The organism is Mycobacterium sp., from assembly GCF_049647605.1.
Classification (GTDB): Bacteria; Actinomycetota; Actinomycetes; order Mycobacteriales; family Mycobacteriaceae; genus Mycobacterium.
In genome coordinates this window covers 20,369-33,732 of the sequence record NZ_JBARXZ010000236.1, presented here as the reverse complement: position 1 = coordinate 33,732, position 13,364 = coordinate 20,369, and the positions used below count along the sequence as shown (strand labels likewise).

At 66.3% G+C, this 13,364-nt stretch carries 13 protein-coding genes; 7 read left to right on the top strand and 6 right to left on the bottom strand.

Features of this window, described 5'->3' with window-relative positions; translation table 11 throughout:
• The coding region (locus WBB07_RS29430; protein WP_526313308.1) for an acetolactate synthase large subunit at positions 1 to 882 on the bottom strand (882 nt) is incomplete at its 3' end.
• 50 nt (positions 883 to 932) lie between these two features.
• Between WBB07_RS29430 and WBB07_RS29425 the strand changes: the two genes are divergently transcribed.
• A complete protein-coding gene (locus tag WBB07_RS29425) occupies positions 933 to 2,036 on the top strand; it encodes a DNA alkylation repair protein (RefSeq protein ID WP_526313306.1) in 1,104 nt (367 codons plus the stop codon).
• On the opposite strand, the gene WBB07_RS29420 is transcribed toward WBB07_RS29425, so the two are convergent.
• Both WBB07_RS29420 and fadD19 read right to left on the bottom strand, forming a co-directional pair.
• Complete coding sequence (locus tag WBB07_RS29420; RefSeq protein WP_526313304.1) at positions 2,033 to 3,154, bottom strand: NAD(P)H-dependent flavin oxidoreductase; 1,122 nt, start codon at positions 3,152 to 3,154, stop codon at positions 2,033 to 2,035. The genes WBB07_RS29425 and WBB07_RS29420 overlap by 4 nt on opposite strands.
• The gene (fadD19, locus tag WBB07_RS29415; RefSeq protein WP_526313302.1) at positions 3,154 to 4,806 is read right to left on the bottom strand and encodes a medium/long-chain-fatty-acid--CoA/3-oxocholest-4-en-26-oate--CoA ligase; all 1,653 of its coding nucleotides are present in this window, start codon (positions 4,804 to 4,806) and stop codon (positions 3,154 to 3,156) included. Before fadD19 ends, WBB07_RS29420 begins: the two co-directional genes overlap by 1 nt.
• A gap of 69 nt (positions 4,807 to 4,875) precedes the next feature.
• Here fadD19 and WBB07_RS29410 point away from each other — a divergent pair, with 69 nt between their 5' ends.
• Positions 4,876 to 5,676 carry a crotonase/enoyl-CoA hydratase family protein gene (locus WBB07_RS29410; protein ID WP_526313300.1) on the top strand — a complete coding sequence of 267 codons (801 nt, stop codon included), beginning with the start codon at positions 4,876 to 4,878 and terminating at the stop codon, positions 5,674 to 5,676.
• A gap of 118 nt (positions 5,677 to 5,794) precedes the next feature.
• On the opposite strand, the gene WBB07_RS29405 is transcribed toward WBB07_RS29410, so the two are convergent.
• The 3 genes from WBB07_RS29405 to WBB07_RS29395 form a co-directional block, all read right to left on the bottom strand.
• Positions 5,795 to 7,000: a cytochrome P450 gene (locus tag WBB07_RS29405; protein ID WP_526313298.1), complete on the bottom strand. Its 1,206-nt coding sequence runs from the start codon at positions 6,998 to 7,000 to the stop codon at positions 5,795 to 5,797.
• A 30-nt stretch (positions 7,001 to 7,030) separates the two neighbouring features.
• The gene (locus WBB07_RS29400) at positions 7,031 to 7,720 is read right to left on the bottom strand and encodes an acetoacetate decarboxylase family protein (protein ID WP_526313312.1); all 690 of its coding nucleotides are present in this window, start codon (positions 7,718 to 7,720) and stop codon (positions 7,031 to 7,033) included.
• Positions 7,721 to 7,811: 91 nt separating this feature from the next.
• Complete coding sequence (locus WBB07_RS29395) at positions 7,812 to 8,843, bottom strand: LLM class F420-dependent oxidoreductase (RefSeq protein ID WP_526313296.1); 1,032 nt, start codon at positions 8,841 to 8,843, stop codon at positions 7,812 to 7,814.
• Between the two features lie 76 nt (positions 8,844 to 8,919).
• On the opposite strand from WBB07_RS29395, the gene WBB07_RS29390 reads away from it, so the two are divergent.
• The 5 genes from WBB07_RS29390 to WBB07_RS29370 all read left to right on the top strand — a co-directional run bounded on the left by WBB07_RS29390 (position 8,920) and on the right by WBB07_RS29370 (position 13,363).
• Positions 8,920 to 9,912 carry a Zn-ribbon domain-containing OB-fold protein gene (locus tag WBB07_RS29390; protein ID WP_526313294.1) on the top strand — a complete coding sequence of 331 codons (993 nt, stop codon included), beginning with the start codon at positions 8,920 to 8,922 and terminating at the stop codon, positions 9,910 to 9,912.
• A 13-nt stretch (positions 9,913 to 9,925) separates the two neighbouring features.
• The gene (locus WBB07_RS29385) at positions 9,926 to 10,990 is read left to right on the top strand and encodes a beta-ketoacyl-[acyl-carrier-protein] synthase family protein (protein WP_526313292.1); all 1,065 of its coding nucleotides are present in this window, start codon (positions 9,926 to 9,928) and stop codon (positions 10,988 to 10,990) included.
• Positions 10,991 to 12,169 carry a thiolase family protein gene (locus WBB07_RS29380; RefSeq protein WP_526313290.1) on the top strand — a complete coding sequence of 393 codons (1,179 nt, stop codon included), beginning with the start codon at positions 10,991 to 10,993 and terminating at the stop codon, positions 12,167 to 12,169.
• Complete coding sequence (locus WBB07_RS29375; RefSeq protein ID WP_526313288.1) at positions 12,166 to 12,567, top strand: nuclear transport factor 2 family protein; 402 nt, start codon at positions 12,166 to 12,168, stop codon at positions 12,565 to 12,567. Before WBB07_RS29380 ends, WBB07_RS29375 begins: the two co-directional genes overlap by 4 nt.
• 145 nt (positions 12,568 to 12,712) lie before the next feature.
• Positions 12,713 to 13,363, top strand: coding sequence for a hypothetical protein (locus tag WBB07_RS29370; RefSeq protein ID WP_526313286.1), 651 nt, complete (start codon positions 12,713 to 12,715; stop codon positions 13,361 to 13,363).
• Position 13,364: the final 1 nt, after the last annotated feature.

The window sequence follows — 13,364 nt, the reverse complement described above, 5'->3', positions numbered from 1 at the left end:
GTGATGCACTTGGCACCCTTCGGGCACCAGGTCGCTGGGCCGGCCGGGATAGGCGAAGAACGACACCGGTGAGGCGGCACCGGCCAGGATCAGGTGCCGGGCACCGGCAAGTTGGGCCTCGGCCGCTTCGGCGAAGTAGCCCAGCCGCTCGACGGTCGGGATACCGGCGCCGCGCTGCAGCCGGGTCGGGAACGTCTCACACAACCAGCGGGTCCCGGTCGCCGAGGCCACGCGGGCCGCGGGCTCCAGCCCCGCGATCCGGTTGGCATCACCCCCGGTGAGCAGCACCACCGGTTCGCCGGACCGCAGTGCCCGCGCCGCCGTGTCGACCGCATCCGGGTCCACCGACGCGACGGGGCTCAGCGCACCGCGGCTCGCCGAGGAGGCTCCTGCGGACCAGGACACGTCCGCGGGCAGGATCAGGGTCGCGACTTGGCCGGCTTGCGCGGCGGCGATGGCTGCGGCGGTGTCGGTGGCGAGGTCGGCGACGCTGGTGCTGCGTTTGACCCATCCCGACACGGTGCCGGCGAGGCTGTCGATGTCCGATTCCAGCGGTGCGTCGTACTTCTTGTGGGTGAGCGCATGATCGCCGACGATCACCACGACCGGAACCTTCGCGCGGCGGGCGTTGTGCAGGTTGGCGATCGCATTGCCCAGCCCGGGACCCAAGTGCAGCAGTACCGCGGCGGGCCGGTCTGCCATTCGGGCGTACCCGTCGGCAGCGCCCGAGGCCACTCCTTCGAACAGCGTCAGGACCCCACGCATCGACGGCACCGTGTCCAGGGCCGCCACGAAGTGCATCTCGGAGGTGCCGGGATTGGCGAAGCAAACGTCGATGCGGGCGTCGAGGAGGGTGGCCAACAATGCTTGTGCGCCATTCACATCAGCAAACCTACGCTGGAGGTGTCGGTGTTCACCGATACCCTCGCCGCATGCCGACCGCAGATGAGCTCATCAACAACGACACTGCCATCGCGCTAGCCGTGGCACTCGAGAGTGCCGCGCCGACGCAGCCCATGGCGCGGGTGCGGGCCGCAGGTGCGGCACTGGCGCCGTTGCCGCTGCGCGGCCGTTCCGATGCCCTGCGCGACGCACTGCTCGACGACATCCCGGGCGACTTCACTGCGCTGGCCACGGTGGTGCGCGCCGCGCTTGCCGGATCGGCACCGTTCGACGGATGGATGATCTGGCCGGTGTCCGACGCCGTGGCCGAACGTGCCGTCGCCTCCGGCACCGACGCCGACTTCGACACCGGCATGGCGGTGCTCGCGGAGCTGACACCGAGGCTGACCGCGGAGTTCGCCATCCGGACCCTGCTGCGCCACAACCTGGACCGGGCGTTGGCCACGATCATGACATGGACAGCGAATCCCGACCCTGCCGTGCGCCGGCTGGCATCCGAGGGCACCCGCGCATACCTTCCATGGGGCGCCCGGGTGCCGTCACTGCTGACGCAACCAGCAGCGACGGTGCCGATCCTGGAGGCGCTCTACCGCGACCCCGATCCGGTGGTGCGCAGATCGGTGGCCAACCACCTCAATGACCTCAGCCGTGAGCACGCCGCCCTGGTTGTCGACATCGCGGGCCGCTGGCTGGAATCACCCGATGAGAACACCGCCACCCTGGTACGGCACGCGTTGCGCACCTTGATCAAACGCGGCAATCCGGATGCCCTGCAGCTCTTGGGTTTCCGGGCGGCGACGGTGAACATCGACGGGCCGGTGCTCGATCTCGCCACGATCCCCTTCGGCGGAAGCGTCACGTTCTCGGCGAGCATCCGCAACGACGGCCCCGAGGCTGCCAGGCTCGCCATCGACTACGCGGTGCATCACCGCAAAGCCAACGGCTCACTGACCCCCAAGGTCTTCAAGCTGACCACCAGGACACTGGACCCCGGCGAAGTGCTCGCCGTGTCCAAGGTGCACTCGCTGCGCCCGATCAGCACTCGCCGGTACTATCCGGGCTCACACGCCATCGACGTTCGGGTCAACGGGATCGTCTCGGCGTCAACCGAATTCGAAGTGCTTCCGGATTAGCCTTCCCGGATACCGTCGAGTCGCTTGGTGGCGGCCTCGAATTCGGTCACCAGGTCACCGATGATGTCGGCGGCGGGACGGATCTCGTTCATCCGGCCCACGATCTGGCCGACCGGCATCGCGACGGTGGTCGGGTCGGTGGACTCACTCATCCGCTGGTGGGCCTCACTGACCAAGATGTTCTGCAGGGGCATCGGCAGCGGTTCGGGTGCGCCTTCGGCATCCCACGCTTCGGTCCACCGACTCTTGAGCAACCGGGCCGGCTTGCCGGTGTAGATCCGGCGTCGCACGGTATCGCTCGAATCGGCGGCGAGCAGGGCCTGCTGGATCACCGACGTTCCGCCCTCGGTACGCACTCCGAGGTCGTACTCGGCCGAGGTGAGGAACGCCGACCCCATCCAGACCCCCTGGGCGCCGAGCGCCAGCGCGGCGGCCATCTGACGCCCGGTACCGATACCGCCGGCGGCCAGGACCGCCGCGCTGTCCCCCACCGCGTCGACGATCTCCGGCCACAGGACCATCGACCCGATCTCACCGGTGTGCCCGCCGGCCTCATGGCCTTGGGCGACGACGATGTCGACGCCGTTGTCGACATGTCGTCGGGCATGTTTGGCCGATCCGGCCAGCGCCGCCACCGGAACCCCAGCCGCGTGCGCCTGGTCGATGACGTCCTTCGGAGGCGAGCCCAGCGCGTTCGCGATGAGCTTGATCGGATGCTTGAGGGCCACATCGACATGGCTGCGTGCCACCGAATGCAGCCAGCCCAGGACGCCCTCGGATTTCTCCTCGTCCTCGGGCAGCGGAGGCACCCCGAGATCGGCGAGCGTCTTGGCCACAAAATCGCGGTGCGTCTGCGGGATCAGCTTGTTGATGTCGACGCTGGTGCCCTCGGTGGGAATCTTGGCGGGCATCACGATGTCGACACCGTAGGGCTTGCCGTCGGTGTTGGCGTCCATCCACTGCAGGACGTTCTCGAGATCGTCGGCGTCGTTGAACCGGACACAGCCCAGCACACCCAGACCGCCGGCCTTGCTGACCGCGGCGGCCACCTTCTCCGACGGGGTGAACACGAAGATCGGGTACTCGATCCCGAATCGCTCGCAGAGTTCAGTTTTCATCAGGCTTGCACCCCAGCATGTTTGGCGTGGACATCGTCGGCGGGTCGTTCCTCGGTGGTGTCTTTGGCCCAGCGGTAGTCCGGTTTACCCGCCGGTGATCGTTTGATCTCGTCGACCAGCCACAGGCTGCGAGGCACCTTGTACCCGGCGATCTCGGAGCGGACGAAGGCGTCGAGTTCGGTCAGGGTCGGACGGGCCCCGTCGCGGGGGTGTACCACCGCTGCGACATGCTGCCCGAAGCGCGGGTCCGGGACGCCCACCACGAGGGCGTCGAACACGTCGGGGTGTCCCTTCAGCGCGGCCTCCACCTCTTCGGGGTAGATCTTCTCGCCGCCGGAGTTGATCGACACCGAGCCTCGCCCCAGCATCGTCACGGTGCCGTCGGCCTCGACTTCGGCGAAGTCACCGGGGATCGCGTAACGCACGCCGTTGAAGGTCTTGAAGGTCTCGGCGGTCTTCTTCTCGTCTTTGAAGTACCCCACCGGGATGTGGCCGCGCTTGGCGATCACACCGCGCACCCCGGAACCGGGCTTGACCTCGTTGCCGTCCTCGTCGAGCACCGCGGTGTTCTTGTCGATCGTCACCCGCGGGCCACCGGTGTGCGACTGGCCCTTGGCCACCACGCTGGTGCCGCCGAAACCGGTTTCCGACGAGCCGATGGAATCGGTGATGATCCGGTTCGGGAGCAGTTCCAGGAACTTCTCCTTGAGGCTGGTGGAGAACAATGCCGCGGTGCTGGCCAGCAGGAACAGTGACGCGAGGTCGTACTGTTCCCCTTCCTCCTGGTGTGCCAGCAGCGCATCCAGCAGCGGCCTGGCCATCGCGTCACCGGTGAAGAACAGCAGATTGACCTTGTGCTCGTGGACGGTCTTCCACACTTCGTCGGCATCGAATTCCGGTACCAGCACCACGGTTTGACCGGAGAACAACGCCATCCAGGTAGCTGATTGGGTGGCACCGTGGATCATCGGCGGGATCGGGTAGCGGATCATCGGCGCATTCTCGACGGCTTGTTTGGCCAGGCCGTATTCGTCGGCGATCGGTTCACCGGTGGCGAAGTCGGTGCCGCCGAACAACACCCGGTAGATGTCCTCGTGTCGCCACATCACACCTTTGGGGAACCCAGTGGTGCCGCCGGTGTAGAGCAGGTAGATGTCGTCGGCGCTGCGTTCGCCGAACGCGCGCACGGGCGAGGACCCTTCGAGGGCGGAGTAGAACTCGACTCCGCCGTAGCGCTGGTAGTCGTCGTCGGATCCGTCTTCGACGACCAGGACGGTCTTGACGTTCGGGGTCTCCGGCAGCACGTTGGCCACCCGGTCGGCGTACCGGCGCTCGTGCACCAGCGCCACCATGTCGGAGTTGTCGAACAGGTACTTCAGTTCACCCTCGACGTAGCGGAAGTTGACGTTGACCAGGATCGCGCCCGCCTTGACGATGCCGAGCATCGCGATGACGATCTCGATCCGGTTGCGGCAGTACAGCCCAACCTTGTCGTCCTTCTTGACGCCCTGATCGATGAGATAGTGGGCGAAGCGGTTCGCCTTCTCCTCCAATTGGGCATAGGTCAACTGTTCGCCGCCAGAAATCAGGGCGACACGGTCAGGCACAGCGTCGATGGCGTGCTCGGCGAGATCGGCAATGTTCAGGGCCACAGAACCTAAACTAGAACGTGTTACATTTCGAAACAAGTCTCAAGCGATGATGCAGGAAGGCGGATACCCTTGAGCGAGGCTCCGAAGCAACCCGACGCCCTCGTTGAACAGCGCGGACACACGTTGATCGTGACGCTGAACCGGCCGGAAGCACGCAACGCGCTTTCGGGCGAGATGCTCTCGATCATGGTCGATGCCTGGAACCGAGTCGACGACGATCCCGAGATCCGGACCTGCATCCTGACCGGGGCCGGTGGGTACTTCTGCGCCGGCATGGATCTCAAGGCGGCCAGCAAGAAGCCACCGGGCGACTCCTTCAAGGACGGCAGCTACGACCCGTCGAAGATCGAGGGTCTACTCAAGGGCCGCCGGCTGAAGAAGCCCCTGATCGCCGCCGTCGAAGGCCCCGCCATCGCGGGCGGCACGGAGATCCTGCAGGGCACCGATATCCGCATCGCCGGCGAGAGCGCCAAGTTCGGCATCTCGGAAGCGAAGTGGAGCCTGTACCCGATGGGCGGGTCCGCGGTGCGGCTGCCGCGCCAGATTCCCTACACCATCGCCTGCGATCTGCTGCTGACCGGCCGGCACATCACCGCTGCCGAAGCCCTGGCCTACGGTCTGATCGGTTACGTCGTACCGGACGGGACCGCACTGACCAAGGCGCTCGAGATCGCCGACGTGATCAACAACAACGGTCCGCTGGCGGTCCAGGCGATCCTCAAGACGATCCGTGAGGCCGAGGGACTGCACGAGGAAGAGGCCTTCAAGCCCGACACCGCCAACGGCATCCCCGTCTTCCTCTCCGAGGACGCCAAGGAAGGCCCTCGGGCATTCAAGGAGAAGCGGCCCCCGAACTTCCAGATGAAGTAGCGACTGGCCGCGAGCAGACACAAAAGCGCGTGCCTCAGGGCAATTTTGCACGCTTTTGTGTCTGCTCGCGGGAGTCACGCCCGCACGCGGAGCTCAGGACCACTCGCGGAGCTGAGCTCTACGGGTTGACCCGAGCCGTCGGAGTGAACACCACCGGCATCGACTCCAGACCGCTGACGAAGTTCGCCGGCCGCAGTGGCAGTGCCCCCTCGTCGGCGAGCCGCAAATCGGGCAGCCGCGTCAGCACCTTGGTCAGCATCAGCCGCAGCTCCAACCGGGCCAGCTGATTACCCAGGCAGAAGTGGCTGCCGAATCCAAAAGCCAGATGACTGTTCGGATTCCGGTCGATACGGAATTCGTCCGGATCCCCGAACACCGATTCGTCGAAGTTGGCCGACTCGAACATCAGCATCATCTTCTCGCCGGCCTTCAGCGAAGTGCCGTGGAACTCGGTATCGGCAGTCACCGTCCGGCACATGTTCTTCACCGGCGATGTCCACCGCAGCATCTCCTCGATCGCGCCGGGCAGCAGCTCCGGATCTGCCACCAGCGCACCCCACTGATCCCGGTGGCGCAGGAGTTGTTCGGTCCCGCCGGACAGCGTGTGCCGGGTGGTCTCGTCGCCGCCGATGAGGATCAGCAGCGTCTCGAAGACGATCTCGTCATCGGACATCCGCTGTCCTTCGACCTCGGCGTTGACCAGGATCGAGAACAGATCGTCTCGAGGGGTGGCGCGCCGGTCGGCGATGACCTCCATGGTGAAGGTCGTGTAGGCGGCGAAGGTCTCCATCAGTTTCTGGATCATCAGCTCGTCCACTGTGGACGACAGACCGCACACCAGGTCGTCGGACCACTTGAGCAGCATCTCGCGCTCTTCGGGCAGCACGCCGAGCATGTCCCCGATGACGGCCATCGGTAGCGGCGCGGCGATGTCCCGTACGAAGTCGCACTCCCCGCGCTCACACACCTCGTCGATCAAGGTGTCGCAGAACGCCTCGATGGAGGGGACCTTGTCCATGACCCGTTTGCGGGTGAACCCGGAGTTGACGAGCTTGCGCCGCAACACATGCGCGGGGTCGTCCATGTCGATCATGTACGGCATACCGGGCTGGTCCGGCCGGATGCCTCCCGTGTTGGAGAACAGTTCCGGATCACGTTCGGCGTCGAGCACCGCCTGGTAGGTGGCGGCGGCGGCCAGCCCGTTGCGGTCGCGGAACACGGGCGCATTGGCGCGCATCCAGCGGTAGGCGTCCCGCGCTTTACCGTCGGCGTAGAAGTTGCCGTCGGCGAGGTCGACATCGAGGGCGGGCAGCGTGCTCGTCATTGGCTCTCCTGCTGGTCGGTCTGTCGGTGCTCAGTGCAAAACCGGGTGCGCGTCACCGAATGTCATGTCGACGTTGGCCGCCGAACCCGACACCAGGGCACGTTTGGGCAGCCCCAGGGTGGCCAGTTCGGTGGCATACGGATGATCACCGAGGCGGATGTGGACACCACCGAGCCGGTAGCGCACCCCGGTGAGCACCATCTCCCCCGGCGTTTTGCGGGTGACACCGTCCAGGTGTGAGTACGTCGAGTGCACCTGTCTGCGTGACGTCAACGCGGCCGGCATCGGCAGTCCGGGACGGAATTCCATGCTGACCGCAAGCCGGCCGTCGATGCCGACGTCGAAACCGAACTGACGACCGTTACGAATGGTGAAGTCGGCCATCACCTTCGGGTAGCCCCAGATCGTCCGGCCGGCCTCCAGCGTGAACGGTTGGTCGACGGGCAGGTGATGGACAAACGCGCCCGCCGACTGCAACGCGGCGACCCCGCCGGCATGCGATCCGGGCGGGTTCACCATGACGTTGGTTCCGTACTCGTAGTACTGGCCGAGGTCGGTGTCCTCGTAGCGCATCAGCATCAGCACCACCAGCGCGCGCCGGCCACCCCGGCCGAACCGGCACACCTGCAGCCCGCTGTAGTCGATCATCGCCTGCGCGGGATCGGCGTCGACGACAAACATCGCGGTGTGCTGGTGCGCGGTCCGCACCCGCACCGGCATGGTCAGGACCTTGCCGGCGATGGTGTGCTGAGAAGTGGCTTGGCTCACACCGTCAATCTAGAACGTGTTCTAGACACTTGCAAGAAAGTGTCTACACGAGGGCGGACAGCTCCCGGATCTGCTCGACCGAACGAGCGCCGATCACCATCATCGTGACGCCGGCGGCCTCCCACAGCTTGATCTGCTCTTTCACATGGTCGACGTCACCGACAATGGCGGCGTCGTCGACGAGCTCGTCGGGAATCACCTTGGCCGCTTCGTCTTTGCGGTTGCTGCGGAACAGCTCCGTGACCTCGTCGACCACCTCGGAGTAGCCCATCCGCCGGTAGACGTCGGCGTGGAAGTTGGTGTCTTCGGCCCCCATTCCGCCCATGTAGAGCGCCAGGAACGGTTTGATCATCTCGAACACCGCCGGACGATCGTCTGTGACGACCACTTGCGCCGTCGCGCAGATCTCGAAGGTCTCCCGGGTCCGCCTGGCCCCAGGGCGGGCGAACCCCTCGTCGAGCCAGGCGTTGTAGGTGTCGGCCATCCGCGGGGTGTAGAAGATCGGCAGCCAGCCGTCACAGATCTCGGCGGCCAACGCCACGTTCTTGGGGCCTTCGGCGCCCAGCATCACCGGAATGTCGGCGCGCAACGGGTGGGTGATCGGCTTGAGCGGCTTGCCCAATCCCGTGGTGCCCTCACCGGAGCGCGGCAGCGGGTAGTGCGGGCCGGCGCTGGTCACCGGCGCCTCCCGTGCCCACACCTGGCGCAGGATGTCGATGTACTCGCGGGTGCGGGCCAGCGGTTTCGGGAACGTCTGCCCGTACCAACCCTCCACCACCTGTGGTCCGGACACCCCGAGCCCGAGGATGTGCCGACCCCCGGAGAGGTGATCGAGGGTCAGCGCCGCCATGGCACAGGCCGTGGGCGTGCGGGCGGACAGCTGCACCACCGAGGTGCCCAGCCGCAGCCGGGATGTCTGCGAGCCCCACCACGACAGCGGGGTGTAGGCGTCCGAGCCCCACGCCTCCGCGGTGAACACCGTGTCGAAACCCGCTTCTTCGGCGGCCGCGACGAGCTCACCGTGATTGGTCGGCGGCTGCGCGCCCCAGTACCCGAGTTGCAGACCGAGTTTCATTTCCACCCACCTACCCAACGGTTCATCTTGACGGCCTTTCTTGCCTCGATTGTTAGAACCTGTTCTACTCGATGCTGTGACCGCCAGCCAGAGCAGCCCGGCGCTGATCGATCAGCATGAGCCGCCGCTTTCCGCACCGTTGAAACTGTCTTTCGACTACACCCGTTCGGTCGGTCCGATCCTCGGCCAGTTCTTCACCGCGCTTCGCGAGCGCCGCATCGTGGGCAACCGGGGATCCGACGGCCGGGTGCATGTGCCACCGGCCGAATACGACCCCGTCACCTATGAGCAGCTGACCGAAATCGTACCGGTGGCCAGTGTCGGCACGGTCGTTTCCTGGACGTGGCAGTCGACGCCGCTGGACGGCCAGCCGCTGGACCGTCCGTTCGCGTGGGCGCTGATCAAGCTCGACGGCGCCGACACCCCGCTGCTGCACGCGGTGAACGCAGACAGCGCCGATGCCATCAGCACCGGCGCCCGGGTGCACGTGCACTGGGTGGCGGAGCCGGTCGGCGCCATCACCGATATCGCCTACTTCGATCTCGGCGACACCGAAGAGGACATCCCGGCCACGGCCGACGATCGGGACCCGATCACCATGCTGGTCACCCCCACCGCCATCGAGATCCAGCACACCGCATCCCTTCCGGAGTCCCGGTTCCTGCGCGCTCTCGAAGAGGGCAAGCTGCTCGGAGCCCGGACGGGCAAGTCCGGGAAGGTGTACTTCCCGCCGAAAGAGGCCGACCCCGCCACCGGCAAGGAGCTCGACGAGTTCGTCGAACTGTCGGACAAGGGCACGGTGACGACGTACGCGATCATCAACATCCCGTTCGCCGGACAGCGCATCAAACCTCCCTACGTCGCGGCCTACGTGCTGCTCGACGGCGCCGACATCCCGTTTCTGCACCTGGTCACCGAGATCGAGGCCAGTGAGGTTCGGATGGGCATGCGGGTGGAGGCGGTGTGGAAACCCCGCGAGGAGTGGGGCCTGGGCATCGACAACATCGACCACTTCCGGCCGACGGGTGAGCCCGACGCCGAGTACGACACCTACCGCCACCACCTGTAGAGGGATTCCTGACATGACTGATCGCGACATTGCAGTGGTCGGCTTCGCGCACGCCCCCCACGTTCGCCGCACCGAAGGCACCACCAACGGCGTCGAGATGCTGATGCCGTGCTTCGCCGAGCTCTTCAACGGACTCGGCCTGCAGCAGACCGATATCGGATTCTGGTGCTCCGGCTCCTCGGATTACCTTGCCGGACGGGCATTCTCGTTCATCTCGGCGATCGACTCGATCGGTGCGGTACCGCCGATCAACGAATCGCACGTGGAGATGGACGCAGCCTGGGCGCTGTACGAGGCCTACATCAAGCTGCTGACCGGCGAAGTCGACACCGCGCTGGTGTACGGATTCGGCAAATCCTCGGCGGGTGTGCTGCGCCGGGTGTTGGCCTTGCAGACCGATCCGTACACCGTGGCCCCGCTGTGGCCGGATTCGGTGTCGATGGCGGGCCTGCAGGCCCGCTTCGGCCTGGATGCGGGCAAGTGGACCGCCGAGCAGATGGCGCAGGTGGCGCTGGATTCCCTGGCGGTGGCCGAGCGCGTCGACAATCAGGCTCCTGCCGCCAGCGTCGAGGAACTGCTGAGCCGGCCGTTCTTCGCCGATCCGCTGCGCCGGCACGACATCGCCCCGATCACCGACGGCGCGTCGGCAATCGTGCTGGCCGTCGGCGACCGGGCCCGCGAACTTCGCGAGAACCCGGCCTGGATAACCGGTTTCGAGCATCGCATCGAGACTCCCGTCCTGGGCGCCCGGGACCTGACCACCTCACCGTCGACCGAGGCGTCGGCCAAGGTCGCCACCGGCGGCGATGTCGGCTCCATCGATGTCGCCGAGATCTACGCACCGTTCACCCACCAGCAACTGATCCTCACCGAGGCGATCGGGCTCAACGGCGCCACCAAGATCAACCCCTCAGGCGGCGCGCTGGCAGCCAACCCGATGTTCTCGGCCGGCCTGGAGCGCATCGGCTTTGCCGCTCAGCACATCTGGAACGGCACCGCACAGCGGACCCTGGCTCACGCGACCAGTGGTCCGGCGCTGCAACAGAACCTCGTCGCAGTCCTGGAAGGTAGGAACTGAATGGCCAAGAATCTAGCGGCCGTCCTGGGGACCGGCCAGACCAAATACGTCGCCAAACGCCTCGATGTTTCGATGGCGGGCCTGGTCCGGGAGGCCATCGACAAAGCGCTCGCCGATTCGGGGCAGACGATGGCCGATATCGACGCCGTGGTCGTCGGTAAGGCACCGGACTTCTTCGAGGGCGTCATGATGCCCGAGCTGTTCCTCGCCGACGCGGTGGGCGCCACCGGTAAACCGCTGATCCGGGTGCACACCGCCGGCTCGGTGGGTGGCTCCACCGCCGTGGTCGCCGCCTCGCTGGTGCAGTCCGGCAAATACCGGCGGGTGCTGTCGATGGCGTGGGAGAAGCAGTCCGAGTCCAATGCCATGTGGGCGTTGTCCATCCCGGTGCCGTTCACCAAACCGGTCGGCGCCGGCGCCGGCGGCTACTTCGCACCCCACGTGCGCGCCTATATCCGCCGCTCCGGAGCGCCCGAACACATCGGCGCCATGGTCGCGGTGAAGGACCGGCTCAACGGCGCGAAGAATCCGCTGGCGCATCTGCACCAGCCGGACATCACGCTGGAGAAGGTGATGTCGTCACAGATGCTGTGGGATCCCATCCGGTTCGACGAGACCTGCCCGTCCTCGGACGGCGCGGCGGCCGTCGTGATCGGCGACGAGCAGACCGCCGACGCCAGGGAGGCCGACGGGCACCCGGTGGCCTGGATCCACGCCACCGCACTGCGCACCGAGCCGCTGGCCTACTCCGGCCGCGACCAGGTGAATCCGCAGGCCGGCCGGGACGCGGCCAAAGCCCTGTGGAAGTCGGCGGGCATCACCTCCCCCATCGACGAGATCGACGTCGCCGAGGTGTACGTGCCGTTCTCCTGGTTCGAGCCGATGTGGCTGGAGAATCTCGGCTTCGCCCCCGAAGGTGAGGGCTGGAAGCTCACCGAAGCCGGTGAGACCGCGATCGGTGGCCGCATCCCGTTCAATCCGTCCGGCGGGGTGCTCAGCTCCAACCCGATCGGCGCCTCCGGGATGATCCGCTTTGCCGAAGCCGCCATCCAGGTGATGGGCAAAGCCGGTGATCACCAGGTGCCGGGCGCACGCAAAGCACTCGGCCACGCTTACGGCGGCGGCTCGCAGTACTACTCCATGTGGGTGGTTTCCTCGGACAAACCTGGTCCGAGGTGACCAGCCCCGTCCATCTGGCCGGCGAGAGGTCGCGGGCGGCAGCGCTCGCCCACGACAAAGAGGCCTGGCTGGCGCTCTTCGCCGACGACGCGATCGTCGAGGATCCGATCGGGCCGTCACACTTCGATCCCGAGGGTGTGGGCCATCGGGGCAAGGAGGCCATCGCGGCGTTCTACGACATGGCGATCGCGCCCAGCGAGCTGGAGTTCTGCTTCCACGACACCTTCATCTGCGGTGACGAGGAGGCCAACGTCGGTCATATCGTCATCACCGCGAAGGGCTTTCGGGTGACGGCCGAGGGTGTGTTCACCTATCGGGTCAACGACGCCGGTCTGATCACGGCACTGCGCGCGTACTGGGAGATGGACCGCGCCGCGGCGTCGGCCACCGCGATCTAGCTGGGACGACGGGCGGCGATGTGACGGCAGTGACGACCGTCATTTTGCCGCGCCGCCGCTGACGCCGGTACCGTCGTGGGTACGGCCATGTATCCACGTGCCCGTGCCCCCGCACCTCGAAGTCAGATGGTTTCCTAGTCAACACATGCGTTCAACCAAGAATCGAATCCGCGTCCTGGCCGCTGCAGCTGCAGCGGCCGCCGTCCTCGTCAGCGGTTGCTCCCCTGCCGAACAGACCGGCGCTCCCGACGCCACCTCGACTTCCAGCACCACGGTCCCGACCCTCCCGGCGTTCACCACAACCGCGCCTCCGTCCACCAGTGCGGCGCCGCAGCCCGTGGACTACGGGGCTCTGTTGTTGTCGGCATCCGATATCAGCGATCAGGAGGACACGTTCGCGCAGCGTTCGTCGACTCCCGACGCCAATGGACAGCCCGGTGCCAGCGCGTTCTTCGTCAACGCCGAGGACACCCGGGCGATCACCGACACCATCGTCGGCTATCCGACCGCGGCGGAGGCCACCGAAGCCCTGAAGCTGGTCCTTGCCGATCCCACCAAGGTGGTCGTCGGTGGATCAACCCGGCCGATGGCGGTCGGGACCGACGGCACGGTCATCAAGGGCACCTCACCGGACGGCGAGAAGGCCGTCACGTTGCTGGTGTTCACGCAGGACCGGGCGCTGGTGCGACTCAAGTTCGAGAGCGCCACGGGTGACGCCACCTCCGATTCGTTTGTGACCAGCATCGGGAAGATGCAGCAGATCGCGCTGCGAACCGGTCTCGTCGACCCTGAATAAC

Excerpts from the sequence above, each read along its gene's own strand:
- WBB07_RS29405 (WP_526313298.1), bottom strand. The coding sequence starts at position 7,000 with ATGACGAGCACGCTGCCCGCCCTCGATGTCGACCTCGCCGACGGCAAC.
- WBB07_RS29370 (WP_526313286.1), top strand. The coding sequence starts at position 12,713 with ATGCGTTCAACCAAGAATCGAATCCGCGTCCTGGCCGCTGCAGCTGCA.
- WBB07_RS29420 (WP_526313304.1), bottom strand. The coding sequence starts at position 3,154 with ATGAAAACTGAACTCTGCGAGCGATTCGGGATCGAGTACCCGATCTTC.
- WBB07_RS29400 (WP_526313312.1), bottom strand. The coding sequence starts at position 7,720 with ATGCCGGTGCGGGTGCGGACCGCGCACCAGCACACCGCGATGTTTGTC.
- WBB07_RS29425 (WP_526313306.1), top strand. The coding sequence starts at position 933 with ATGCCGACCGCAGATGAGCTCATCAACAACGACACTGCCATCGCGCTA.
- WBB07_RS29395 (WP_526313296.1), bottom strand. The coding sequence starts at position 8,843 with ATGAAACTCGGTCTGCAACTCGGGTACTGGGGCGCGCAGCCGCCGACC.
- WBB07_RS29385 (WP_526313292.1), top strand. The coding sequence starts at position 9,926 with ATGACTGATCGCGACATTGCAGTGGTCGGCTTCGCGCACGCCCCCCAC.
- WBB07_RS29380 (WP_526313290.1), top strand. The coding sequence starts at position 10,991 with ATGGCCAAGAATCTAGCGGCCGTCCTGGGGACCGGCCAGACCAAATAC.